The following is a 24,427-nucleotide window of genomic DNA, read 5'->3' as shown; positions in this document are numbered from 1 at the left end:
GCTTCACCGGTACCTCCCGTCGATCAAGTCAGTCACTGGCCGCGTCGCGGGGTGCATCGCCGCCGGCAAGGGAGTTGTTCGACGTCCGGTACCGCTCTGCTGGTACTTCCCGTCGAACAGGTGCGCCGAGCGCTGCGCGGTACGGAGATCCGGTGCCGGTGGGGGAGGGGGCGCAGAGGGCTGAGCGTCGGCTGATCGCCGTCCCGCGGTGGGCAGGACCCCGGCCTCCCGCCGCCGGGCGCCTCGAGCGGCCCATCTCGCGGCGCACGCCGCCCACCACCCGGCGCCCGCCGCCCACCACCCGGCGCACGCCGCCCACCACCCGGCGCACGCCGCCCACCGCCCGCCGCCCGCCGCCCACCTCCCACCGCCCACCTCCCGCCGCTCGTCGTCGGACTGTGACGGAGACCGCCGCCCGTACCGTGGCGCGCGCCCCCGTCCCTGCACTACTCTGGACCTACCGAAGACCGCCGGTCGTCGCCCTCCACCCGGAGAGCGACCGAAGAAGTCCCCACGGGACGGCCTGCGCAGGTGAACGAACGCGACCCGCACGGTCGCGCCCTCTGAGGAGCAGCTGCTCCCGGGGAGCCGGATCGTGCGTGCTGGCCTCGACACCTGCGTGTCGAGGCCTTTTCCTGTTCAAGGGCCCTTCACCCGGTGGCGAGAGACCTCTGGAAGGAGGGCCATGGCGAATCCCGAGAAGGTGGACGCCGTCGCGGAGATCGCGGACATGTTCCGCGAGTCCGACGCCGCCGTCATCACCGAGTATCGCGGGCTCAGCGTGGGGGAGCTCAAGGAGCTCCGTCGTGCGCTGGGTTCCGAGACGACCTACGCCGTGGTGAAGAACACGCTCACGGAGATCGCCGCCCGCGAGGCCGGCATCGACGTGTTCGACGGCACGCTCAGCGGGCCGACCGCGATCGCCTTCATCAAGGGCGAGCCGGTGGAGCCTGCGAAGGCTCTGCGTGACTTCGCCAAGACCCACGACAAGCTCGTGGTCAAGTCCGGCTACTTCGAGGGCAAGCTGCTCTCGCAGGAGGACGTCCAGAAGCTCGCGGACCTCGAGTCCCGCGAGGTCCTGCTGGCCAAGGCCGCCGGCGCCATGAAGGCGTCGATGTCCAAGGCCGCCGCAGTGTTCGCTGCACCGCTGTCCAAGACGGCGCGCACCGTGGACGCGCTGCGGGCCAAGCAGGAAGCCGCCTGAGCCTCCCGGCTCACCGGCTTCCGCACCACAGCCACAGCGCTGTCCCCCGGCTGCCCCGTCGGAGCATCCGGATCGCAAGACCCGGCGCGTGAGCGCCGCTCAACACCGCAGGGACGCAGGTCCCGCCTACAGGAAGGAACGCCCTCATGGCGAAGCTCAGCAACGACGAGCTCATCGAAGCTTTCAAGGAGATGTCCCTCATCGAGCTCTCCGAGTTCGTGAAGCAGTTCGAGGACGTCTTCGACGTCACCGCCGCCGCCCCCGTGGCCGTCGCCGGTGCCGCTCCCGCCGCCGGTGGTGGCGAGGCCGCCGCCGAGGAGGAGAAGACCGAGTTCGACGTCATCCTCGAGTCGGCCGGCTCCGCGAAGATCGCCGTCATCAAGGAGGTGCGCGGCCTGACCTCCCTCGGTCTGAAGGAGGCCAAGGCGCTCGTCGACGAGGCCCCCAAGCCCGTCCTCGAGGGTGTCAAGCAGGAGGACGCCGAGGCCGCCAAGGCGAAGCTCGAGGAGGCCGGCGCGACCGTCACCGTCAAGTGATCTCCGGCGCACGCCCCGGCGTGCGCCTCATCTGACGGCAGTCGCACTGCCCCTGGAAGGGCCGTTCCGCATCGCGCGGGGCGGCCCTTCCGCATGTCCGCAGCGGGGGAGCGGCGCGCACGGGCACGATCCAGGCCCGCGCCCGGCCGGCTCTCGGGCCCCAGGCATCGGGGCGCAGCGCCGGCACGATCTCTGCGCGAGGCTCCGAGGAATCGCCTCTGACATGGCCCGACACCCCGTCACAGGCCCCGCCTGCTTGACTGCGGGACGATTTCCGTCCACACTTTTTCCCGTACGGGGCTGATCCTGCCGCATGCGCCCGGTGTGATGACACCGCCGGGCCGGTCGAGACAGACGGGCAGGACGCGCCGACGAGAACCCCGCGCCAGGCATATAGCGGCCGACGCGGATGGAGGAGCCCTTTCGGGGGCCTTGTCTCCATCCGCGATTTTGTGTATGCTCAGTCCTTGCGCTGCGCGTCTCCCGTGGGTTCCGTCGCCTGACCTCGACATCGTCTGCTCCATCGCCCGACGGGTGTTCGCCGCGCCTGGGATTCCGTCATCGGCCTGTGGAAGGACCCCCCTTTGGCTGCCTCGAGCACCGATCGCACCACCGACATCGCACTTCGCACCGCCTCCCCTCGCGTCACCTTCGCGAAGCTCGGCGACCCTCTCGAGGTCCCGGATCTGCTGAGTCTGCAGACCACCTCGTTCGACTGGTTGCTGGGCAACGAGCGCTGGCAGGAGCGTGCGGCCGAGGCCGCCGCTGCCGGCCGTGAGGACGTGCCGCAGACCTCCGGTCTCGCGGACATCCTCGAGGAGATCTCCCCGATCGAGGACTTCGCCGGCAACATGTCGCTGTCGTTCCGCGACCACACCTTCGACGACCCGAAGTACACGGTCGAGGAGTGCAAGGAGAAGGACCTCACCTACGCGGCTCCGCTGTACGTCATCGCGGAGTTCATGAACAACGAGACCGGTGAGATCAAGACCCAGACGGTCTTCATGGGCGAGTTCCCGCTCATGACCGACAAGGGCACCTTCATCATCAACGGCACCGAGCGCGTCGTCGTCTCGCAGCTCGTCCGCTCCCCGGGCGTGTACTTCGAGGAGTCGATCGACAAGACCTCGGACAAGCACATCTTCTCCGCCAAGGTCATCCCCTCGCGCGGTGCCTGGCTCGAGTTCGAGGTCGACAAGCGCGACCAGGTCGGCGTGCGCATCGACCGCAAGCGCAAGCAGTCCGTCACGACCCTGCTGCAGGCCCTCGGCATGTCCCACAGCGACATCCTCGAGGAGTTCGGCGAGTTCGAGTCGATGCGCTCCACCCTCGAGAAGGACCGCATCGCCTCCCAGGACGAGGCCCTCATCGACATCTACCGCAAGCAGCGCCCGGGCGAGCCGCCCACGCGCGATGCGGGCGAGGCGATGCTGAACAACCTCTACTTCAACGCCAAGCGCTACGACCTCGCGAAGGTCGGCCGCTACAAGATCGACAAGAAGCTCGGCCTCGAGGGCAGCCTCTCCGAGTCGACCCTGCGCCTGCAGGACATCGTCGCGACCATCAAGTACATCGTGGCCCTGCACGACGGCGTCTCCGAGTACACGAGCGTCGACGACCGTCCGGTGCGCGTCGAGACCGACGACATCGACCACTTCGGCAACCGTCGCATCCGCGCCGTCGGCGAGCTGATCCAGAACCAGGTCCGCACGGGCCTGTCCCGCATGGAGCGCGTCGTCCGCGAGCGCATGACCACGCAGGACGTCGAGGCGATCACCCCGCTGACGCTGATCAACATCCGTCCGGTCACCGCGGCGATCAAGGAGTTCTTCGGAACCTCCCAGCTCTCGCAGTTCATGGACCAGAACAACCCGCTCTCGGGCCTGACCCACAAGCGTCGCCTCTCGGCGCTGGGCCCCGGCGGCCTCTCCCGCGACCGCGCGGGCATGGAGGTCCGTGACGTCCACCCGAGCCACTACGGCCGCATGTGCCCGATCGAGACCCCCGAGGGTCCGAACATCGGCCTGATCGGTTCGCTGGCGACCTTCGCCCGCATCAACCCCTTCGGCTTCGTGGAGACCCCGTACCGCAAGGTCGTCGACTCCGTCGTGACCGACGAGATCGTCTACCTCACCGCGGATGACGAGGATCGCCACATCATCGCCCAGGCGAACGCGAAGATCGACGAGGACGGCCACTTCCTCGCCGACGAGGTGCTCGTGCGCCTCCCCGGCGGCGAGCCCGACCTCGTGCCGATCTCGGACGTGGACTACATGGACGTCTCCGCACGTCAGATGGTCTCCGTCGCGACCGCGATGATCCCCTTCCTCGAGCACGACGACGCCAACCGTGCGCTCATGGGCTCGAACATGCAGCGCCAGGCCGTGCCGCTGCTCCGCTCCGAGATGCCGCTGGTCGGCACGGGCATGGAGCGTCGCGCCGCGGTCGACGCGGGTGACGTGGTCGTCGCGCAGAAGGGAGGCGTCATCGAGGAGCTCTCGGCGGACCTCATCATGGTGATGGCCGACGACGGCACCCGTCAGACCTACCCGATCGGGAAGTTCCAGCGCTCCAACGCCGGCAACTCCTACAACCAGCGCGTCCTCTTCGACGAGGGCGACCGCGTCGAGGCCGGCTCCATCCTGGCCGACGGCCCCTCGACCGACCAGGGCGAGCTCGCCATCGGCAAGAACCTGCTGGTCGCCTTCATGTCCTGGGAGGGCCACAACTACGAGGACGGCATCATCCTGTCCTCGCGCATGGTCCAGGACGACGTCCTCACCTCGATCCACATCGAGGAGCACGAGGTCGACGCCCGCGACACCAAGCTCGGCAAGGAGGAGATCACCCGGGACATCCCGAACGTCGGCGACGACGTGCTGGCCGATCTCGACGAGCGCGGCATCATCCGCATCGGCGCCGAGGTCGAGCCGGGCGACATCCTGGTCGGCAAGGTGACCCCGAAGGGCGAGACCGAGCTGACCCCGGAGGAGCGCCTGCTGCGCGCGATCTTCGGCGAGAAGGCCCGCGAGGTGCGCGACACCTCGCTGCGCGTCCCGCACGGCGAGTCCGGCACCGTCATCGGCGTGCGCGTCTTCACCGACGACGAGGACGGGGACATCCTCCCCACCGGCGTCAACGAGATGGTCCGCGTCTACGTGGCCCAGAAGCGCAAGATCACCGACGGCGACAAGCTCGCCGGCCGCCACGGCAACAAGGGCGTCATCGCGAAGATCCTGCCGGTCGAGGACATGCCGTTCCTGGAGGACGGCACCCCGATCGACATCATCCTCAACCCGATGGGCGTGCCCGGCCGAATGAACATCGGCCAGGTCATGGAGACCCACCTCGGCTGGGTCGCGAAGTCCGGCTGGGAGCTCGATCCCGAGGACCCGACCGCCGCGGACCTGCCCGAGGCCGCGCTGCACGGCGAGCCCGGCACCCCGGTCGCGGTCCCGGTCTTCGACGGCCTCACCGCCGACGAGGTCACCGGCCTGATCGCCAACCACCTGCCCAACCGCGACGGCGAGCGGATGGTCAAGGAGAACGGCAAGGCGCGCCTGTTCGACGGCCGCTCCGGCGAGCCGTTCCCGGACCCGATCTCCGTGGGCTACATGTACATGCTGAAGCTCCACCACCTGGTGGACGACAAGCTGCACGCCCGCTCGACCGGTCCGTACTCGATGATCACGCAGCAGCCGCTGGGCGGTAAGGCCCAGTTCGGCGGCCAGCGCTTCGGCGAGATGGAGGTGTGGGCCCTGGAGGCCTACGGCGCCGCCTACGCCCTGCAGGAGCTGCTGACCATCAAGTCCGACGACATCTCAGGCCGCGTGAAGGTGTACGAGGCGATCGTCAAGGGCGAGAACATCCCCGAGCCCGGGATCCCGGAGTCCTTCCGCGTGCTGCTCAAGGAGATGCAGTCGCTGTGCCTGAACGTGGAGGTGCTGTCCAGCGACGGCACCGCCCAGGAGGTCCAGGAGAGCGACGAGGAGGTCTTCCGCGCCGCGGAGGAGCTCGGCATCGACCTGTCCCGCCGGCCCCACGAGGGCGTCGGCTCCATCGAAGAGGTCTGACGGACGGGGGACCGGGAGGTCCCGTCGGCCGCCCCGCGCCGCCGACGGGCCTCCCGGCCCCGCCCTCGACCCCCGTTCCCTCAGACACCACGACTTCCGATCGAGAGAAGGACACCTGTGCTCGACGTCAACACCTTCGATGAGCTGCGCATCGGCCTCGCGACCGCCGATGACATCCGCGGCTGGTCCCACGGCGAGGTCAAGAAGCCCGAGACCATCAACTACCGCACCCTGAAGCCCGAGATGGACGGCCTGTTCTGTGAGCGCATCTTCGGTCCCACCCGGGACTGGGAGTGCTACTGCGGCAAGTACAAGCGCGTCCGCTTCAAGGGCATCGTCTGCGAGCGCTGCGGCGTGGAGGTCACCAAGTCCTCCGTGCGCCGTGAGCGCATGGGCCACGTGGAGCTCGCGGCCCCCGTCACCCACATCTGGTACTTCAAGGGCGTGCCGAGCCGTCTCGGCTACCTGCTGGACCTGGCCCCGAAGGATCTCGAGAAGATCATCTACTTCGCGGCGTACATGGTCACCGACGTGGACGAGCAGGCCCGCCACGACGACATGCCCGATCTGCAGGCCCGCTTCGACCTCGAGGTCAAGGAGCTCGAGAACGAGCGCGACGCCGCGATCAACCAGCGCGCCGTCACCGCGGAGAAGGACCTCGCCCAGCTCGAGGAGGAGGGTGCCAAGGCCGACGCGAAGCGCAAGGTCCGCGACTCCTCCGAGCGCGAGCAGGCCCAGATCCGCAAGAAGTACGACGCGGAGGTCGACCGCATCTCCCGCGTCTGGGAGCGCTTCAAGACCCTCAAGGTCGCCGACCTCGAGGGCGACGAGCAGCTCTATCGCGCGATGAAGCTGCGCTACGGCACCTACTTCGAGGGCGGCATGGGCGCCGAGGCGATCCAGCGTCGTCTCGCCGACTTCGACCTCGAGGCCGAGGCGGAGACGCTGCGCGAGATCATCGCCACCGGCAAGGGGCAGAAGAAGGCCCGTGCGCTCAAGCGCCTCAAGGTCGTCTCCGCCTTCCTCACCACCACCAACTCGCCCGTCGGCATGGTGCTGGACGCGGTCCCGGTCATCCCGCCGGACCTGCGCCCGATGGTGCAGCTGGACGGCGGCCGCTTCGCGACCTCCGACCTCAACGACCTGTACCGTCGCGTGATCAACCGCAACAACCGCCTCAAGCGGCTGCTGGATCTCGGCGCCCCCGAGATCATCGTGAACAACGAGAAGCGCATGCTGCAGGAGTCGGTCGACTCGCTGTTCGACAACGGCCGTCGTGGTCGCCCGGTCACGGGCCCCGGCAACCGTCCGCTGAAGTCGCTCTCCGACATGCTCAAGGGCAAGCAGGGCCGCTTCCGTCAGAACCTGCTGGGCAAGCGCGTGGACTACTCCGCTCGCTCCGTGATCGTCAACGGTCCGCAGCTGAAGCTGCACCAGTGCGGTCTGCCCAAGGGCATGGCGCTGGAGCTGTTCAAGCCCTTCGTGATGAAGCGCCTGGTCGAGCTCAGCCACGCCCAGAACGTCAAGGCCGCCAAGCGCATGGTCGAGCGCGCCCGCCCCGAGGTCTGGGACGTGCTCGAGGAGGTCATCACCGAGCACCCGGTGCTGCTCAACCGTGCGCCGACCCTGCACCGCCTGGGCATCCAGGCCTTCGAGCCGCAGCTCGTCGAGGGCAAGGCGATCCACCTGCACCCGCTGGTGTGCGCCGCCTTCAACGCGGACTTCGACGGCGACCAGATGGCCGTGCACCTCCCGCTGTCGGCGGAGGCGCAGGCCGAGGCCCGCATCCTGATGCTGTCCTCGAACAACATCCTCAAGCCGTCCGACGGCCGTCCGGTCACCATGCCCGCGCAGGACATGATCATCGGTCTGTACCACATCACCACGGTGCGCGAGGACGTCGAGGGCGCGGGCCGCTCCTTCTCCTCCGTGGCCGAGGCGATCATGGCCTTCGACCGCGGTGAGCTGCACCTGAACGCGCCCGTCTCCCTCCGCTTCGAGGACACCGTCCCGCCGAGCGACTGGGAGGCCCCCGAGGGCTGGACCGAGGGCGACCCGATCACCCTCACCACCACCCTCGGCGCGGTGTACTTCAACGAGACGCTGCCGGAGGACTTCCCCTTCGTGCAGGGCCAGGTCGGCAAGAAGCGCCTGGGCGGGATCGTCAACGCCCTCGCCGAGCGCTATGACAAGGGCCAGGTCGCCGCGTCCCTCGACGCGCTGAAGGCCTACGGCTTCTCGTGGTCCACCCGCTCGGGCGCGTCCTTCGCGCTGTCCGACGTGGTGACACCGCCCGGCAAGGCGGAGATCATTGCGAAGCACGAGGCGAAGGCCGCCCAGGTCCAGGAGAACCGCGACCTCGGCCTCATCTCCGAGTCCGAGCGCAACGCGGAGCTCATCGACATCTGGACCGAGGCGACCAACGAGGTCGACCAGGCGATGCGGGCGAACTTCGAGTCGACCAACACCATCTACCGCATGGTGGACTCCGGCGCCCGAGGCAACTGGATGCAGATCCGCCAGATCGCCGGCATGCGCGGCCTGGTCACCAACCCGAAGGGCGAGATCATCCCGCGCCCGATCCTCTCCAACTACAAGGAGGGGCTCTCGGTCCTGGAGTACTTCGTCGCCTCGCACGGCTCCCGCAAGGGCCTGGCGGACACGGCGCTGAAGACCGCCCAGTCGGGCTACCTGACCCGTCGCCTGGTCGACGTCTCCCAGGACGTCATCGTCCGCGAGGACGACTGCGGCACCACCAAGGGCCTCGTGCTCCCGATCGCGGTCGAGGAGGCCGGCGCGCTGCGCACGCACGAGCACGCGGAGTCCACGGTCTACGGCCGTGTCCTCGCCACCGCTGCGATCGGCGCCGACGGCACCGAGGCGGCGCCGGCGGGCACCGAGCTCGGCGACGTGGTCATCGAGCAGCTCGTCGAGGCGGGCGTGCGCGAGGTGAAGATCCGCTCCGTGCTGACCTGCGACTCGGCGGTGGGCACCTGCGCCCAGTGCTACGGCAAGTCGCTCGCGACCGGTCAGCTGGTCGACATCGGCGAGGCCGTCGGCATTGTCGCGGCCCAGTCCATCGGCGAGCCCGGCACGCAGCTGACCATGCGTACCTTCCACTCCGGTGGTGTGGCCAGCGCCGACGGCGACATCACGCACGGTCTGCCGCGTGTGCAGGAGCTGTTCGAGGCCCGCACGCCGGCCGGCTTCGCGCCGATCTCCGAGTTCTCCGGTCGCGCCGCGATCGAGGAGAACGACAAGCAGCGCCGGATCACGGTCACGCCGGACGACGGCTCCGACGAGGTCACCTACACCGTCTCCAAGCGCGTCACCCTGCTGATCGCCGACGGCGACCACATCGAGGTCGGCCAGCAGCTCACCCAGGGCTCCGTCGATCCCAAGCAGGTGCTGCGCATCCTCGGCCCCCGCAAGGTGCAGCAGCACCTCGTGGACGAGGTCCAGAAGGTGTACATCTCCCAGGGCGTGGACATCCACGCCAAGCACATCGAGGTCATCGTGCGCCAGATGCTCCGTCGCGTGACGGTCATCGAGTCCGGCGACACCGATCTGCTGCCGGGCGACTTCGCCGAGCGCGTCACCTTCGAGCGGGAGAACCGTCGGGTCCTCTCCGAGGGCGGTCAGCCGGCCTCGGGCCGTCCGGAGCTGATGGGCATCACCAAGGCGTCGCTCGCGACCGAGTCGTGGCTCTCGGCGGCCTCCTTCCAGGAGACCACCCGGGTGCTCACCGAGGCCGCCCTGAACCGCAAGAGCGATCAGCTCATGGGGCTCAAGGAGAACGTCATCATCGGCAAGCTCATCCCGGCGGGCACCGGCCTGTCGCGGTTCCGCCGCATCGCGGTCGAGCCCACCGACGAGGCGAAGGCGCAGATGTACCAGGTGCCGGGCTACGACGAGCTGGACTTCTCCGGCTTCGGCCAGACCGGCGCGGTCAACCTCGACGACATCGACTACGCCGATCCCTTCCGCACCGACTTCCGGTGAGCGGAGCAGCGGTGAGCGGGTGCTGAGCGCCCTCTGACCGAGAACGCCGCGGGGCGGTCCCACCACACGGTGGGGCCGCCCCGCGGCGTTCCTGCGTCCTGCAGGCGTCCTGTGGAGGAAACGCCCTCCGAGGGCCCGTCGGGAGGGCGGGGGAGTGGCCTGCGTCGCGCCGAAGACGCTTCTGACCGGGCCCTGCGTGATCTGTCGGACGCGGAGGTTCACGAGAGGGTAAAGGCCTCGTGGGCCCCAGCCCAAAGTCCGGTTTCACCCCTTACGTCAGGTGGAGAAGAACGGAAGAGTGGCACCCGGCAGTTCCCACGCGACCTTTCCTGCAGCACCTCCCCGCGCCCGCGGGGGTGCGCGCGTGCCGGAGCTGCAGATCCCGCCCCGCGGGATCCGACGCTCAGGGAACGACACGTGAAGGCCGCGGACGCGGCAGGGAAAAGGTGGAACAGTGAAGAAGACTCCGTGGATCGTCGGCGCGGCGACCGTGTGCGTGGTGGCCGTCGGCGGCGGCGGCACCGCCTTCGCGATGTCGAACGAGGCCCAGATCACCGCCTACGGCGAGGAGACCGCGGTCCGCATCTTCTCCCAGCCCACCGTCGGCGACCTGCTCGCCGCCCAGGGCATCGAGGTCAAGGACACCGACCTCGTGACCCCGGGCCTCGAGGAGCTCGTCACCGACGGCATGGACATCCAGGTCGTCCAGCGCACCCCCGTCACCGTCTCCATCGACGGCGAGGAGCAGGAGCTGCTGACCACCGGTGACACCGTCGCCGACGCGCTCGCGGAGACCGAGTACAAGGCCGAGGGCGCCGCGATCAGCCCCGCCCCCGAGACCTCCCTCGAGGACGCGGGCGGCGAGGTCTCCGTGGTCACCCGCAAGACCGTCACCTTCGTCGGCCAGTACGGCCAGGACACCTTCGAGGTCACCGCCCTCACCGTGGGCGAAGCGATGAAGAAGGTCCTCGGCGACGTCGAGGACACCGACACCTCCGACGTCCCGCTCGACACCGTCCTCGAGGACGGCGCGACCCACGAGATCCACCGCGTCCGCGAGAAGGAGCGCAAGGAGACCGAGGAGATCCCCTTCGAGACGAAGACCGTCGAGGACGACTCCCTCGTCGAGGGCACCACGAAGACCACCACCGAGGGCAAGGCCGGCTCGACCGAGAAGGTCTACACCGACACTGTCGTGGACGGCGAGGTCACCGAGTCCGAGCTCGTCTCGGAGAAGGTCGTCGCCGAGCCCGTCACCGAGGTCGTCGCCAAGGGCACCAAGCCCGCCCCCGAGCCCGAGCCCGAGGCCGAGGTCGAGGTCGAGGAGGAGCAGGCCGCTCCCGCCGCCCAGGAGGCTCCGAAGACCGAGAAGCGCGAGTCCGACACCAAGTCGAACCGCAGCTCCGAGCGCGAGTCCACCGAGTCCACCGAGGAGAAGTCCTCGGAGTCCGGCAACACCGGCGCCTCCGCCCCCGCCGCCGCTTCCGGCGGCGTGTGGGACCGCCTCGCCCAGTGCGAGTCCGGCGGCAACTGGTCGATCAACACCGGCAACGGCTTCTCCGGCGGCCTGCAGTTCACCAAGTCGACCTGGCTCGCCTTCGGCGGCGGCAAGTACGCCCCGGTCGCCCACCAGGCCACCCGCGAGCAGCAGATCGACATCGCGAAGAAGGTCCAGGCCGGCCAGGGTTGGGGCGCCTGGCCCGCATGCACCTCGAAGCTCGGCATCCGCTGATCGACGTACTGCGAGGAACGAGCGGTAGGAGATCAGCGCGAGAGCGCCGCTGATCCCCACCCCTCTCACGCCACGAGCGCGCCGCATCTGCGGCGCGCTCGTCGCGTTCCGGTCCCGTACCCTGCCGCTTCACGTCGATGCAAGTTCCCGGCCACATGCCGTCATGTGATCTGCGTCGGATGGGACGCGAAGCTTTGACCGCATCGTGCGCGTCTCAGTAGAATCGAGTCCGCGTCCGGAGTGCCCTCTGGTCGTGACCGGGACAGAACCGCCGCTCCTCGGAGCAGGCGGGAGGCGTCCCCCGCGAGGAGCGGATCCTCGCGGCGTGCCCGAAAGCGGGAAGTCGGCCTGGCCCGGCCGCTGCCCGTGGGCACCGATCACGGTCCTCCAGGACGCCCGGCAGGTGCCATCACCTGACGGGCGGGTCGAACCGCCGAGCTCCGGGCCAAGGGAGCGGCGGATCGGGTCGCCGGCCGTGCGAACGGTCGAAGAAGTCGATCCAGCGGGACGAACAGTCCCGATGGCCGAACAGGAAGAGAAGCTGTGCCCACTATTCAGCAGTTGGTGCGCAAGGGGCGGGACGCCCGGTCGTCCGCCTCGAAGACGCCCGCGCTCAAGGGTTCGCCCCAGCGCCGCGGTGTCTGCACGCGCGTCTACACCCAGACCCCCAAGAAGCCGAACTCCGCGCTGCGCAAGATCGCGCGTGTGAAGCTGTCGACCGGCGTCGAGGTCACCGCCTACATCCCCGGTGAGGGTCACAACCTGCAGGAGCACTCGATCGTGCTCGTCCGCGGCGGCCGTGTGAAGGACCTGCCCGGTGTCCGCTACAAGATCGTGCGAGGCGCCCTGGACACCCAGGCCGTCAAGGGCCGCCAGCAGGCGCGCTCCCGCTACGGCGCGAAGAAGGAGAAGAAGTAATGCCTCGTAAGGGCCCCGCTCCCAAGCGCCAGCTCGTCGTCGACCCGGTCTACGGCTCGCCGATTGTCACCCAGCTCATCAACAAGATCCTCCTGGACGGCAAGAAGACCGTCGCCGAGGGGATCGTCTACGGTGCGCTCGAGGGCGCCCGTGAGAAGAACGGCCAGGATCCGGTCGTGACCCTGAAGAAGGCGCTGGACAACATCCGTCCGTCGCTCGAGGTCCGCTCCCGCCGTGTCGGCGGTGCGACCTACCAGGTCCCGATCGAGGTCAAGCCCGGACGCTCGACCACGCTGGCGCTGCGCTGGCTGGTCAGCTACTCCCGCGCCCGTCGCGAGAACACCATGACCGAGCGTCTGATGAACGAGATCCTCGACGCCTCCAACGGCCTCGGTGCCGCTGTGAAGCGCCGCGAGGACACTCACAAGATGGCCGAGTCGAACCGCGCCTTCGCTCACTACCGCTGGTGAGAGCACGGTGGGGTCCGCCCTCGCGGGTGGGCCCCACCGATCGCCGTCCGGCGGCTCCTGCAGCACCCGTTCTCCAGAAAGGCACAAGCCCGTGGCACTCGAAGTGCTCAGCGACCTGAACAAGGTCCGCAACATCGGCATCATGGCTCACATCGATGCCGGCAAGACCACCACGACCGAGCGCATCCTCTTCTACACCGGCGTGAACTACAAGATGGGCGAGACCCACGACGGCGCCGGCACGATGGACTGGATGGAGCAGGAGAAGGAGCGCGGCATCACGATCACGTCGGCCGCGACGACCTGCTACTGGCACGACAACCAGATCAACATCATCGACACCCCCGGGCACGTCGACTTCACGGTCGAGGTGGAGCGCTCGCTCCGCGTGCTCGACGGCGCCGTCGCAGTGTTCGACGGCAAGGAGGGCGTGGAGCCCCAGTCGGAGACCGTCTGGCGCCAGGCCGACAAGTACGACGTCCCGCGCATCTGCTTCGTCAACAAGATGGACAAGCTGGGTGCCGACTTCTTCTTCACCGTGAAGACGATCATCGAGCGCCTCGGTGCGAAGCCGCTGGTGATGCAGGTCCCGATCGGTGCGGAGAACGACTTCACCGGTGTGGTGGACCTCGTCGAGATGAAGGCCTACGACTGGCCCGAGACGCTCGAGGAGGACATGGCCGCGATCAACTCGAAGAAGGGTGATCCCTCGCTCGGCCAGTGGCAGCGCGAGATTCCGATCCCGGAGGACCTCCGCGAGACGGTCGAGGAGTACCGCAGCAAGCTCGTCGAGGACGTGGCCGAGAGCTCCGAGGAGCTCATGGACAAGTACCTCGAGGAGGGCGACCTCAGCGTCGATGAGCTCAAGGCCGGCATCCGCCACCTGACCGTCAACTCCGAGGCCTACCCCGTCTTCTGCGGCACCGCCTTCAAGAACAAGGGCGTCCAGCCCATGCTCAACGGTGTCATCGACTACCTGCCCTCGCCGCTCGACGTGCCCGACATGGTTGGCCACAAGCCGGGCGACGAGTCCGTCGAGCTGACCCGCGCCGCGGACTGGGACGCGCCCTTCTCGGCGCTCGCGTTCAAGGTCGCCGCGCACCCGTTCTTCGGATCGCTGACCTACGTCCGCGTCTACTCGGGCCAGGTCAAGCAGGGCGAGCAGATCCTCAACGCCACCACCGGCAAGAAGGAGCGCGTCGGCAAGCTCTTCCAGATGCACTCCAACAAGGAGAACCCCGTGGACGAGGCCTTCGCCGGCCACATCTACGCGTTCATCGGCCTGAAGGACACCACCACGGGTGACACCCTGACCGATCCGGCGAACCCGATCCAGCTGGAGTCCATGAGCTTCCCGGAGCCCGTGATCTCGGTGGCCATCGAGCCGAAGACCAAGAGCGACCAGGAGAAGCTCGGCGTCGCCATCCAGAAGCTCGCCAAGGAGGACCCGACCTTCCAGGTGGAGCTCGACGAGGAGACCGGCCAGACGGTCATCCGCGGCATGGGCGAGCTGCACCTCGACGTCCTAGTGGACCGCATGCGCCGCGAGTTCAACGTCGAGGCGAACATCGGCAAGCCGCAGGTCGCCTACCGCGAGACGATCAAGCGCGTCGTGGAGAAGTACGACTTCACCCACAAGAAGCAGACCGGCGGCTCCGGCCAGTTCGCGAAGGTGCAGATCACCTTCGGTCCGCTGACCGACGCCGAGGACGGCGTGTTCTACGAGTTCGAGAACAAGGTCACCGGCGGCCGCATCCCGCGCGAGTACATCCCGAGCGTGGACGCGGGCATCCAGGACGCCCTGCAGTCGGGCATCCTCGCCGGCTACCCGGTCGTGAACGTGAAGGCCTCCCTGATCGACGGCGCGTACCACGACGTCGACTCCTCGGAGATGGCCTTCAAGATCGCCGGCTCCATGGCCGCCAAGGAGGCCCTGCGCAAGGCGCAGCCGGTCATCCTCGAGCCGCTCATGGACGTCGAGGTCCGTACTCCGGAGGAGTACATGGGAGATGTCATCGGCGACCTGAACTCGCGTCGCGGGCAGGTGCAGTCGATGGAGGACGCGAGCGGGGTCAAGATCGTCCGTGCTCTCGTCCCGCTGTCGGAGATGTTCGGCTACGTCGGCGACCTGCGGTCCAAGACCCAGGGTCGTGCGATGTACACGATGCAGTTCCACAGCTACGCGGAGGTCCCGTCCAGCATCGCGGACGAGATCGTCGCGAAGACCCGGGGCGAGTGAGAGGTCGGGGGAGCAGGTAGGCTCCTTCTCCTGTTCCCCCGCTTCCCTCGGACTCCCTCCTCTCGGGGAGGGGCTCCGATCCCGATCCAGAAGTACCACGAGAAAGTCCTAGGAGGACACCACAATGGCCAAGGCCAAGTTCGAGCGGACCAAGCCGCACGTCAACATCGGCACCATCGGTCACGTCGACCACGGCAAGACCACGCTGAGCGCCGCGATCTCGAAGGTCCTGTACGACAAGTTCCCCGAGGTCAACGAGAAGCGTGACTTCGACACGATCGACAACGCGCCCGAGGAGAAGCAGCGCGGCATCACGATCAACGTCTCGCACATCGAGTACGAGACCGGCAAGCGCCACTACGCGCACGTCGACGCGCCCGGCCACGCCGACTACGTGAAGAACATGATCACCGGTGCGGCGCAGATGGACGGCGCCATCCTCGTGGTCGCCGCCACCGACGGCCCCATGGCCCAGACCCGTGAGCACGTGCTGCTCGCGAAGCAGGTCGGCGTCCCCTACCTGCTCGCCGCCCTCAACAAGTCCGACATGGTCGAGGACGAGGAGATCCTCGAGCTCGTCGAGATGGAGGTCCGCGAGATGCTGGGCTCCCAGGGCTTCGACGAGGACGCGCCGGTCATCCAGGTCTCCGCGCTGAAGGCGCTCGAGGGCGATCCCAAGTGGGTCAAGTCCGTCGAGGACCTCATGGAGGCCGTGGACGAGAAGATCCCGGACCCGGTCCGTGACCTCGACCAGCCCTTCCTCATGCCGATCGAGGACGTCTTCACGATCCAGGGTCGTGGCACCGTCGTCACCGGCAAGGTCGACCGCGGCAAGCTCGCGATCAACTCCGAGATCGAGATCCTCGGCATCCGTGCGCCCCAGAAGACCACGGTCACCGGCATCGAGATGTTCCACAAGCAGATGGACGAGGCGTGGGCCGGCGAGAACTGCGGCCTGCTGCTCCGCGGCACCAAGCGTGAGGACGTCGAGCGCGGCCAGGTCGTGGCCAAGCCCGGCACCATCACCCCGCACACCGAGTTCGAGGCGCAGGTCTACATCCTGTCCAAGGACGAGGGCGGCCGTCACAACCCGTTCTACTCGAACTACCGTCCGCAGTTCTACTTCCGGACCACCGACGTCACCGGCGTCATCACGCTGCCCGAGGGCACCGAGATGGTCATGCCCGGCGACAACACCGAGATGTCGGTGGAGCTGATCCAGCCCATCGCCATGGAGGAGGGCCTCGGCTTCGCCATCCGTGAGGGTGGCCGCACCGTGGGCTCCGGCCGCGTCACCAAGATCAACAAGTGATCTGAGCGGGGGAGACCCCGCCGACGTGGCTCGCCCCCTCGGGGGCACTGCGCAGAGAAGGCCCCGCACCGGTTCGCCGGTGCGGGGCCTTCTCGCATCTCCGGACGGTATTCGGGGCGGGGACGACCAGGTGGTCGTCCCTCGGCTGGCCGACAGCGCAGCAGTCCCTGGACGATGCTCCGTCGAGGCGGGACGGAGGTCGTCGCGGGCCGAGGTCCGCGCCGGAGCGCGCGGAGCCTCGGGCAGGGCGAGGGCCGGGCTGGACGGTGGCGAGCCGGGGCGACGGTGCGCCTCTCCGGCGTCGCCGGAATGGACATGCAGGATCCCGTGGTCCGGAGACGGAGGCTCGTGGGCCGGAGACAGGGCACAGGAGAGCCCCCGGCCGACGGATCGTCGACCGGGGGCTCTGGAGATGCGGTGCGTCGGGAGGCTCAGCGCTCCGGCGTCGTGCCGTCCTGCGGCGCGGCGCCGTCCTGCTGTGCAGCGCCATCCTGCGGCGCAGTGCCGGGGTTCTGGTGGTCCCCGGTCGCCGTCCCGTCCTGCACGCTGCCCGCCTGGGCGTCCTCGCGCTGCGGGGTGCCGGCCGGCTGCCCGAAGCTCGGGCGGTGCGGGCGCGACGGTGCACCGGCCTGGTCCGTGCTGCTCCCGGGCGCGGGGGCGGCGCCGAACCCCTGCTGCTGTTCCGCGCCGTGCTGCGGGCCGACGCCCTGCTGCCCGGCCTGACCCTGCGCAGGGAACCCGCTCTGCTGCGGGCCGGGTGCGCCGTATCCGGGACCGCCCTGCCCGGCGGGACCGCCGTACTGCCCTCCGCCCTGCGTGGTGGCGGGAGCGCCGTACTGCCCGCCGCCCTGCGTCGGGGCAGGGCTGCCGAAGCGTCCGCTCGCCTGGGGGGAGGTCTGCGGCGCGGCTGCGGGGGAGGGGGCCACGGCCGGCCCGGCACCGGACTCCGCGAGGATGCGCCGTGCCTGGTCCGCGTGCTTGTGCTCGACCAGGAGCTCGTACTGCATGGGGATCGTCGAGGTCATCGAGGTGAAGTCCCGCTTCCCTCCGGTCATCGCATAGCCGATGACGGACCACACGGTGAAGAACACGATGCCCATCAGCATGCTCGACAGGACGATCATCAGATCGCCGGGCGTGATCAGCATGAACAGCAGCCCCAGGAACAGGCCCATCCACAGCCCGGACAGGATGCCCTGCCCGATGACCTTCGGCCAGGAGCGTCGGCCGGTGACCCGCTCCATGAGCTTCAGATCCGTGCCGACGATCAGCGTGGACTGCACAGGGAACTCGTGGTCGGCGAGGGTGTCGACCACCGACTGCACCTCCTGGTAGGTGCTGTACACGCCGAGGGACCGCGGGTACTCGAGGTCGTAGAGGCGCGCGGTCAGCGGGGACGACGCCGAGGGGCTCTGACGGGCGTAGGGACTCTGACTCATGGGGTCACGGTAGCCCCCCGGATCCGGATCCGCCTGAGCGCTCCCGGGGCGATCCCTGAACACGGCGGGGTCCTCGTGGCCGTGTCGGGCGGACGGCGCCCCCGGCCCCTCGCACCGGGCGCCGCCGCGTGCCGACGCGGAGGTTCTGACCGGGTATATGAAAACGTGACGCGCCCGGGACGGATTCGGTCGGGCTCTGGACATACTGCGGCGTAGCATGTGGGCCACGACACCCTCGGGTGCGCGCTCGGCATGGCGAACCCGCCCCTTTCAACGACGAAAGAGATCCCATGGACACTCCCAGTGACAGCACGAACCTGCCGCTGACCCCCCTCGACCGTCTCGCGGCATCCCGCCGGCGCTTCCTCGCGCTGGCCGGTGCGGGCGTCGGCGCCGGGGCGCTCGCGGCCTGCGCCACCGGTGGCGGCAGCGGTGACGACGACAGCGGCTCCGACGGCGGCGGCGTCGCCGAGGGCGGCGGCGAGGTCAGCGACGAGAACCCCTTCGGCGTCGACCCCTCCCAGCCCGTCGAGGTCGTCATCTTCAACGGCGGCTATGGCGACCAGTACGCGATCGACGCGGGCAAGGCCATGTCCGAGCTGCACGACGGCATCGAGGTCGACGTCAGCTCGACCGTCGACATCCAGCCCGAGCTGCAGCCCCGCTTCGTCGCCGGCGAGCCGCCGGACGTCTTCGACAACTCCGGCGCGCAGGCGATGAACTCCGCGGCCCTCATCTCCGAGGGGCAGCTTGCCACGCTCGACGAGCTCATCAAGGCGCCCTCCATCGACGGCGGCACGATCGAGGAGTCCCTCCTTCCCGGCGCTCTCGAGCCCGGCACCTACTCCGGCAAGCTCTACTCCCTGAACTACGTGTACACGGTGTTCGCGCTGTGGTACTCCGCCAAGCAGTTCGAGGAGAAGGGCTGGAGCGCCCCGGTCACCTGGGACGACGTCATGACCATCGGCGAGAATGCCGCGGGGGAGGGGCTCTCGCTCTTCGCCTTCGGCGGTCAGAACGCCGCGGACTACTACCACACCATGGCGATCGCGATGGCGGTGAAGCAGGGCGGCAAGGAGGTCGCCACGGCGCTCGACTCCCTCGATGCGGGAGCCTACGAGCAGGACGCCGTGGTGCAGGCGATCGACGCCATCGGCGAGGCGGTCGCGGCGGACTTCTTCCTGCCCGGCGGCGCCGGCATCAAGCACACCGAGGCCCAGGCGCAGTGGGTCACCGGGAAGGCCGTCATGTACCCCTCCGGCTCGTGGATCGAGAACGAGCAGAAGGGCGTCACCCCCGACGACTTCGCGATGACCGGCTGCCCCGAGCCGCTGCTGAGCACGGACGGCGCGATGCCGGCCGAGGCCATCCACGGCACCGCGGGCGAGCCCTTCCAGGTCCCGGCACAGGCGAAGAACGGCGCAGGCGGCCTCGAGTTCCTGCGCGTGATGCTCTCCAAGGAGCAGGCGCAGAACTTCGCGAAGGTCACCTCCTCCACCACGATCGTGAAGGACTCCGTGCCCGAGGACGCCTTCGGCTCCACGGCGCTGGCCTCCGCGAACGAGATGATCCAGGCCGCGGGCGAGAACGTCTTCACCTGGAACTTCACGGACTGGTACGGCCTCGGGCCGGACTTCAAGCCGATCTGGAACGAGTTCCTCAGCGGCGGGATCAAGGCCGACGAGGTGCGCGAGCGCTCCCAGGCCGTCCTCGACCGCGTGCGGGAGGACGACAGCATCGAGAAGTTCGACGTCGAGGGATGAGCCTCCCGACCACGACCCTCGCCGGGCCGTCGGACGCGCCGCACGCACCCCGCGTGCGGCGCGGCCGGCGCCCCGCGCCGTCGCGCCTGCTGTTCTTCGCCGTCTTCCTCGGCCTCCCGCTGCTGGTCTACATCGTCTTCGTCGTCTCGCCCTTCCTGCAGGCGTTCTACTACTCCCTCACCGACTGGAAGGGGGTCAGCGGGAACGCCGACTTCATCGGCCTGGACAACTACGTCCGGATCTTCACCGACCCGGTCTACCTCAAGGCGCTGCGCAACAACCTGCTGCTGATGATCATCCTGCCCACGGTGACCATCACCCTCGCCTTCGTCCTGGCCGTCATGGTCACGATCGGCGGGGACACCAAGGGCGAGATCCACGGCATCCGCGGCTCGAACATCTACCGCGTGGTGAGCTTCTTCCCCTACGTGCTGCCGGCCGTCGTCATCGGCATCCTCTTCGCCTTCATCTACTCCCCCAACGGCGGCCTGCTCAACGGCCTGCTGAACCTCCCGCTGCGGCTGCTGAACGCCCTCGGCGCGGACGTTCGGCTGGTCGGCACCGCCTGGCTCGGCGATCCCCGCTTCGCCCTCGGCGCGATCATCCTGGCCGTGGTGTGGTCGCTCGTCGGCTTCTACATGGTCCTGTTCGTCGCCGCGATCAAGGCGATCCCCTCGGAGATCATCGAGGCCGCCCGGCTCGACGGCTGCGGCCGGGTCAGGCTCGCCGCGCAGGTCGTGCTCCCGCAGATCCGGGAGAACGTCTCCACAGCGGTGGTCTACATGGGGATCATGGCGCTGGACATGTTCGTCTACGTCTCGGTGATGACCCCGTCGGGAGGCACCGCCCGCAGCACCGAGGTGGTCTCCCGCTATCTCTACGAGACCGCCTTCGCGCGCTCGCAGTTCGGCCTCGCCTCGGCGATGGGCGTGGTGCTGGCGCTGGTGACGATGCTGATGGCCGTCTTCGTGCTGTTCGGCAGCCGGTCGAAGGAGGATGCATGACCCAGGCCCCGCCCCTCGCCGCCGCCACCTCCGCAGGGGAGGGTGGCACGCGCCGGACCGAGCCTCGTCGGCCGCGCCGCAGCCGCGGCGACCGCGCCTTCGCCGGCGTCGCCCACATCATCCTGATCGTGTGGACCCTCGCGGTGGTGCTGCCGCTGCTGTGGACCGTCTACAGCTCGTTCAAGACGTCCCGCGAGATCCTCACCTCGCCGTTCTCGATGCCGAGCGAGTGGAACCTCGACAACTTCATCACCGCCTGGACCGAGGCCGGGATCGGCCGCTACTTCGTGAACACGCTCATCGTCGTCGGCGGTGCACTGTTCCTGGTGATGCTGCTGGGCGCGATGTGCGCGTACGTCCTGGCGCGCTTCGAGTTCCCGGGCCGTCGGATCATCTACTACGGGATGATCGCGGGGCTCACCTTCCCGATCTTCCTCGCCGTCGTCCCGCTGTTCTTCGTGCTGATGAACATGGGCCTGCGCGGGACGTACATCGGGCTGATCCTCGCCTACGTCGGCTTCGCGCTGCCGTTCACGGTGTTCTTCCTCTACGCCTTCTTCCGGCAGCTGCCGGAGGAGATCGCCGAGGCCGCCGCGATCGACGGCGCCGGAGACTTCCGCACCTTCTTCCAGATCATGGTGCCGCTGGCCACACCCGGCCTGATGAGCGTCACGATCTTCAACTTCCTGGGCCTGTGGAACCAGTACCTCCTGCCGGTGGTGCTGAACACCGACGAGGACAAGTACGTCCTCGCCCAGGGCCTGAAGAGCCTCCAGGCGCAGCAGGGCTACGAATCGGACTGGGGCGCGATGTTCGCCTCGGTCACGATCACGATCCTGCCGGTGCTGATCGTCTACGTGATCTTCCAGCGCCAGCTCCAGGGCGGGCTCGGCCCCAGCACGGACAAGTAGCAGCACCCCGCTCGCCCCGGCCCGCTGCGTCCGGGAGCGAGAGGAGAGGGAGGGCCGGGACACCGGCGGCGCGGATGCCGTACCGTGGCCCCGGCCCTCCATCGCGCCGGGACCGGCATCGTGGCCGGAGCACGATCCCCGCAGCCGCCGCAGCCCACGATCCCCGCAGCCGCAGCCGCAGCCGCAGCCGCAGCCGCAGCCGCAGCCGAAGGGCGCGGCCGCCAGCGCCCCGTTGTGACGGGGTGCACGACACTCTCCCTTGTGGGGTCGTGCGCCCGTCTGGCAGACTGTTCGAGTTGTCTGCGCGGGCCGACATGCCCGGTTCCGTTCCCCGAGGTCCACCTCGGCGAATGATCACCGGATGAGGTCCGTCCCGAGGATGCGAACCGCACCATCGTGCGGAGTGCGCATCAGAGGTAGGGATCCGACGCAGAAGCAGCCGATCCTCGGCGGTCGCGTGCTGGGATTTTACGCTCCGCACAGGCCGACACGCCCGTCCTCGGGTACCGGGGAGAGGCCGCATCCATGCCAGACGAAGAAGAGAGACAGGACGCCATGGCGGGACAGAAGATCCGCATCCGGCTCAAGTCGTACGACCACGAGGTGATCGACAGCTCGGCGCGCAAGATCGTCGACACGGTGACCTCCGCGGGCGCGACTGTGGTGGGCCCGGTGCCGCTGCCGACCGAGAAGAACGTGTTCGTCGTGATCCGGTCGCCCCACAAGTACAAGGACTCCCGTGAGCACTTCGAGATGCGCACGCACAAGCGACTGATCGACATCGTCGATCCCACGCCCAAGGCCGTGGACTCGCTCATGCGCCTCGACCTGCCGGCGGACGTCAACATCGAGATCAAGCTCTGAGGGTGGTGGAGATGAGCAACGAACTGACCGGCCAGAAGGCCACCCCCGTCGCGGGCGTGCTCGGCACCAAGCTCGGCATGACCCAGGTTTGGGACGAGAACGGAAAGCTCGTGCCCGTGACCGTCGTGCAGACCGGCGCGAACGTCGTCACCCAGGTCCGCTCCGTCGAGACCGACGGCTACGACGCGGTCCAGATCGCCTTCGGGCAGATCGACCCCCGCAAGGTGTCGAAGCCGCTGAAGGGCCACTTCGAGAAGGCCGGCGTGACCCCGCGCCGCCACCTCGTCGAGCTGCGCACCTCCGACGCCGCCGACTACTCCCTCGGCCAGGAGATCGACGCGTCGGTCTTCACCGCGGGCCAGAAGGTCGACGTCGTGGGCACCTCCAAGGGCAAGGGCACCGCGGGTGTCATGAAGCGTCACGGCTTCGCGGGCGTCAGCGCCACGCACGGCCAGCACCGCAACCACCGCAAGCCCGGCTCCATCGGCGGCGCCTCCACCCCCGGTCGCGTGTTCAAGGGCCAGCGCATGGCTGGCCGCATGGGCGGCGACCGCACCAGTGTCCAGAACCTGACCGTTCACGCGGTCGACGTCGAGAAGGGCCTCGTGCTCGTCAAGGGTGCCGTCCCCGGCCCCAAGGGCGGCCTCGTGCTGGTCCGCTCGGCTGTCAAGACTCCCGCGAAGGAGGCCTGAGCCCGATGGCAGCGAATCTGACCGTCGACGTGCTCGACCCGGCCGGCAAGAAGTCCGGCACCGTCGAGCTGCCTGCGTCGATCTTCGACGTCCAGACCAACGTGGCCCTGATCCACCAGGTCGTCGTCGCCCAGCAGGCGGCGGCCCGACAGGGCACCCACAAGGCCAAGACCCGCGCCGAGGTGCGCGGCGGCGGCAAGAAGCCCTGGAAGCAGAAGGGCACCGGCCGTGCCCGCCAGGGCTCGCTCCGCGCCCCGCAGTTCACCGGCGGCGGCACCGTCCACGGGCCCGTCCCGCGCGACTACAGCCAGCGCACCCCGAAGAAGATGAAGGCCGCCGCCCTGCGCGGTGCCCTCTCGGACCGGGCCCGCAACGGCCGCGTGCACGTCGTCTCCTCGCTTCTCGCGGGCGAGACTGCCTCCACCAAGGCTGCGAAGGTCACCCTGTCGCACGTCTCCGACCGTCGCCACCTGCTGGTGGTCGTGCGTCGTGACGACGACCTGGGCGCCCTGAGCACCCGCAACCTGCCCGCCGCTCACGTCCTGTACGCGGACCAGGTGAACACCTACGACGTCATGCTCTCCGACGACGTGGTCTTCACCTCCGGTGCGTTCGAGGACTTCGTGGCCCAGGCCTCCCTGACCCTGCCCACCTCGACCTTCGCCGCGGCGAAGACCGGCTCGTCGGCCCCCGCCGCCGCTGCCGCGCCCGCCGCCTCCGAGGACGCTCCGTTCGGCGAGGGCTCCGCGGCCCCGCTGGCCGACGGCTCCGCTCCCGAGGGCTTCGACATCAAGGGCAACCAGGGCTCGATGAAGTTCCACACCCCGGACTCCCCGTGGTACGGCCGCACCAAGGCCGAGGTCTGGTTCGCGACTCCGGAGGCCGCCAAGGCCGCCGGGTTCGTGAACGCGGTCAAGGAGTCCGCCTCGTCCGATGAGGAGGCCGCCAAGTGAGCGCGCAGAACAAGGATCCCCGCGACGTCCTGCTGTCCCCGGTCGTCTCCGAGAAGAGCTACGGGCTGATGGACGAGGGCAAGTACACCTTCGTGGTGGCTGCCGACGCCAACAAGACCGAGATCAAGATCGCCGTCGAGAAGATCTTCGACGTCAAGGTCTCCTCGGTGAACACGATCAACCGTCAGGGCAAGGCGCGTCGCACGCGCTTCGGGATGGGCAAGCGCAAGGACACCAAGCGCGCCATCGTGACCCTGACCGACGGAGCCATCGACATCTTCGGAGGGTCGGTCGCCTGAGGCGGCCGATCTCCGA

The 24,427-nt window shown here is 68.8% G+C and carries 17 protein-coding genes; 16 read left to right on the top strand and 1 reads right to left on the bottom strand.

Going from position 1 to position 24,427, the window contains the following annotated elements; all coding sequences use genetic code 11:
• Positions 1-685 precede the first annotated feature (685 nt).
• The 9 genes from rplJ (at position 686) to tuf (ending at position 16,486) form a co-directional block, all read left to right on the top strand.
• The gene (gene rplJ / locus Y09_RS07355; RefSeq protein ID WP_010550347.1) at positions 686-1,204 is read left to right on the top strand and encodes a 50S ribosomal protein L10; all 519 of its coding nucleotides are present in this window, start codon (positions 686-688) and stop codon (positions 1,202-1,204) included.
• Between the two features lie 146 nt (positions 1,205-1,350).
• Complete coding sequence (gene rplL / locus Y09_RS07350) at positions 1,351-1,740, top strand: 50S ribosomal protein L7/L12 (RefSeq protein WP_010550346.1); 390 nt, start codon at positions 1,351-1,353, stop codon at positions 1,738-1,740.
• 584 nt (positions 1,741-2,324) lie between these two features.
• The gene (rpoB, locus tag Y09_RS07345; RefSeq protein ID WP_053917143.1) at positions 2,325-5,813 is read left to right on the top strand and encodes a DNA-directed RNA polymerase subunit beta; all 3,489 of its coding nucleotides are present in this window, start codon (positions 2,325-2,327) and stop codon (positions 5,811-5,813) included.
• A gap of 117 nt (positions 5,814-5,930) precedes the next feature.
• Complete coding sequence (locus Y09_RS07340) at positions 5,931-9,815, top strand: DNA-directed RNA polymerase subunit beta' (RefSeq protein WP_053917142.1); 3,885 nt, start codon at positions 5,931-5,933, stop codon at positions 9,813-9,815.
• 454 nt (positions 9,816-10,269) lie between these two features.
• A complete protein-coding gene (locus Y09_RS18170; RefSeq protein WP_053917141.1) occupies positions 10,270-11,547 on the top strand; it encodes a resuscitation-promoting factor in 1,278 nt (425 codons plus the stop codon).
• A 543-nt stretch (positions 11,548-12,090) separates the two neighbouring features.
• Positions 12,091-12,465: a 30S ribosomal protein S12 gene (gene rpsL / locus Y09_RS07330; protein WP_053917140.1), complete on the top strand. Its 375-nt coding sequence runs from the start codon at positions 12,091-12,093 to the stop codon at positions 12,463-12,465.
• Complete coding sequence (gene rpsG, locus Y09_RS07325) at positions 12,465-12,935, top strand: 30S ribosomal protein S7 (RefSeq protein WP_010550341.1); 471 nt, start codon at positions 12,465-12,467, stop codon at positions 12,933-12,935. Before rpsL ends, rpsG begins: the two co-directional genes overlap by 1 nt.
• Before the next feature lie 91 nt (positions 12,936-13,026).
• A complete protein-coding gene (fusA, locus tag Y09_RS07320) occupies positions 13,027-15,174 on the top strand; it encodes an elongation factor G (protein WP_053917139.1) in 2,148 nt (715 codons plus the stop codon).
• 124 nt (positions 15,175-15,298) lie between these two features.
• The gene (gene tuf / locus Y09_RS07315; protein ID WP_053917138.1) at positions 15,299-16,486 is read left to right on the top strand and encodes an elongation factor Tu; all 1,188 of its coding nucleotides are present in this window, start codon (positions 15,299-15,301) and stop codon (positions 16,484-16,486) included.
• A gap of 431 nt (positions 16,487-16,917) precedes the next feature.
• On the opposite strand, the gene Y09_RS07310 is transcribed toward tuf, so the two are convergent.
• On the bottom strand, positions 16,918-17,925 hold the full coding sequence (locus Y09_RS07310; protein ID WP_053917137.1) for a general stress protein: 1,008 nt from the start codon (positions 17,923-17,925) through the stop codon (positions 16,918-16,920).
• 290 nt (positions 17,926-18,215) lie between these two features.
• Here Y09_RS07310 and ngcE point away from each other — a divergent pair, with 290 nt between their 5' ends.
• The 7 genes from ngcE (at position 18,216) to rplW (ending at position 24,411) form a co-directional block, all read left to right on the top strand.
• A complete protein-coding gene (ngcE, locus tag Y09_RS07305; protein WP_053917136.1) occupies positions 18,216-19,688 on the top strand; it encodes an N-acetylglucosamine/diacetylchitobiose ABC transporter substrate-binding protein in 1,473 nt (490 codons plus the stop codon).
• Positions 19,685-20,692 carry a carbohydrate ABC transporter permease gene (locus Y09_RS07300; RefSeq protein WP_053917135.1) on the top strand — a complete coding sequence of 336 codons (1,008 nt, stop codon included), beginning with the start codon at positions 19,685-19,687 and terminating at the stop codon, positions 20,690-20,692. The genes ngcE and Y09_RS07300 overlap by 4 nt, the downstream gene beginning before the upstream one ends.
• A complete protein-coding gene (locus Y09_RS07295; protein WP_053917134.1) occupies positions 20,689-21,603 on the top strand; it encodes a carbohydrate ABC transporter permease in 915 nt (304 codons plus the stop codon). The genes Y09_RS07300 and Y09_RS07295 overlap by 4 nt, the downstream gene beginning before the upstream one ends.
• A gap of 555 nt (positions 21,604-22,158) precedes the next feature.
• Positions 22,159-22,467: a 30S ribosomal protein S10 gene (gene rpsJ / locus Y09_RS07290; RefSeq protein WP_010550334.1), complete on the top strand. Its 309-nt coding sequence runs from the start codon at positions 22,159-22,161 to the stop codon at positions 22,465-22,467.
• Between the two features lie 11 nt (positions 22,468-22,478).
• Entirely contained in the window at positions 22,479-23,159 is a 681-nt protein-coding gene (rplC, locus tag Y09_RS07285) for a 50S ribosomal protein L3 (RefSeq protein ID WP_010550333.1), read from the top strand.
• Between the two features lie 5 nt (positions 23,160-23,164).
• Positions 23,165-24,112 carry a 50S ribosomal protein L4 gene (gene rplD / locus Y09_RS07280; protein ID WP_053917133.1) on the top strand — a complete coding sequence of 316 codons (948 nt, stop codon included), beginning with the start codon at positions 23,165-23,167 and terminating at the stop codon, positions 24,110-24,112.
• Complete coding sequence (gene rplW / locus Y09_RS07275) at positions 24,109-24,411, top strand: 50S ribosomal protein L23 (protein WP_053917132.1); 303 nt, start codon at positions 24,109-24,111, stop codon at positions 24,409-24,411. The genes rplD and rplW overlap by 4 nt, the downstream gene beginning before the upstream one ends.
• Positions 24,412-24,427: the final 16 nt, after the last annotated feature.

Origin of the sequence: Brachybacterium sp. SW0106-09 (assembly GCF_001293905.1) — a bacterium.
Classification (GTDB): Bacteria; Actinomycetota; Actinomycetes; order Actinomycetales; family Dermabacteraceae; genus Brachybacterium; species Brachybacterium conglomeratum.
The sequence above is the reverse complement of the archived record's forward strand: the minus strand, read 5'-3'. Positions and strand labels throughout refer to the sequence as shown.

Coding starts and splice junctions, on each gene's coding strand:
- rpsG (WP_010550341.1), top strand. CDS start 12,465: ATGCCTCGTAAGGGCCCCGCTCCCAAGCGCCAGCTCGTCGTCGACCCG.
- tuf (WP_053917138.1), top strand. CDS start 15,299: ATGGCCAAGGCCAAGTTCGAGCGGACCAAGCCGCACGTCAACATCGGC.
- Y09_RS07300 (WP_053917135.1), top strand. CDS start 19,685: ATGAGCCTCCCGACCACGACCCTCGCCGGGCCGTCGGACGCGCCGCAC.
- rplD (WP_053917133.1), top strand. CDS start 23,165: ATGGCAGCGAATCTGACCGTCGACGTGCTCGACCCGGCCGGCAAGAAG.
- rplJ (WP_010550347.1), top strand. CDS start 686: ATGGCGAATCCCGAGAAGGTGGACGCCGTCGCGGAGATCGCGGACATG.
- Y09_RS07295 (WP_053917134.1), top strand. CDS start 20,689: ATGACCCAGGCCCCGCCCCTCGCCGCCGCCACCTCCGCAGGGGAGGGT.
- rpsJ (WP_010550334.1), top strand. CDS start 22,159: ATGGCGGGACAGAAGATCCGCATCCGGCTCAAGTCGTACGACCACGAG.
- rplC (WP_010550333.1), top strand. CDS start 22,479: ATGAGCAACGAACTGACCGGCCAGAAGGCCACCCCCGTCGCGGGCGTG.
- Y09_RS07310 (WP_053917137.1), bottom strand. CDS start 17,925: ATGAGTCAGAGTCCCTACGCCCGTCAGAGCCCCTCGGCGTCGTCCCCG.
- rplL (WP_010550346.1), top strand. CDS start 1,351: ATGGCGAAGCTCAGCAACGACGAGCTCATCGAAGCTTTCAAGGAGATG.
- ngcE (WP_053917136.1), top strand. CDS start 18,216: ATGGACACTCCCAGTGACAGCACGAACCTGCCGCTGACCCCCCTCGAC.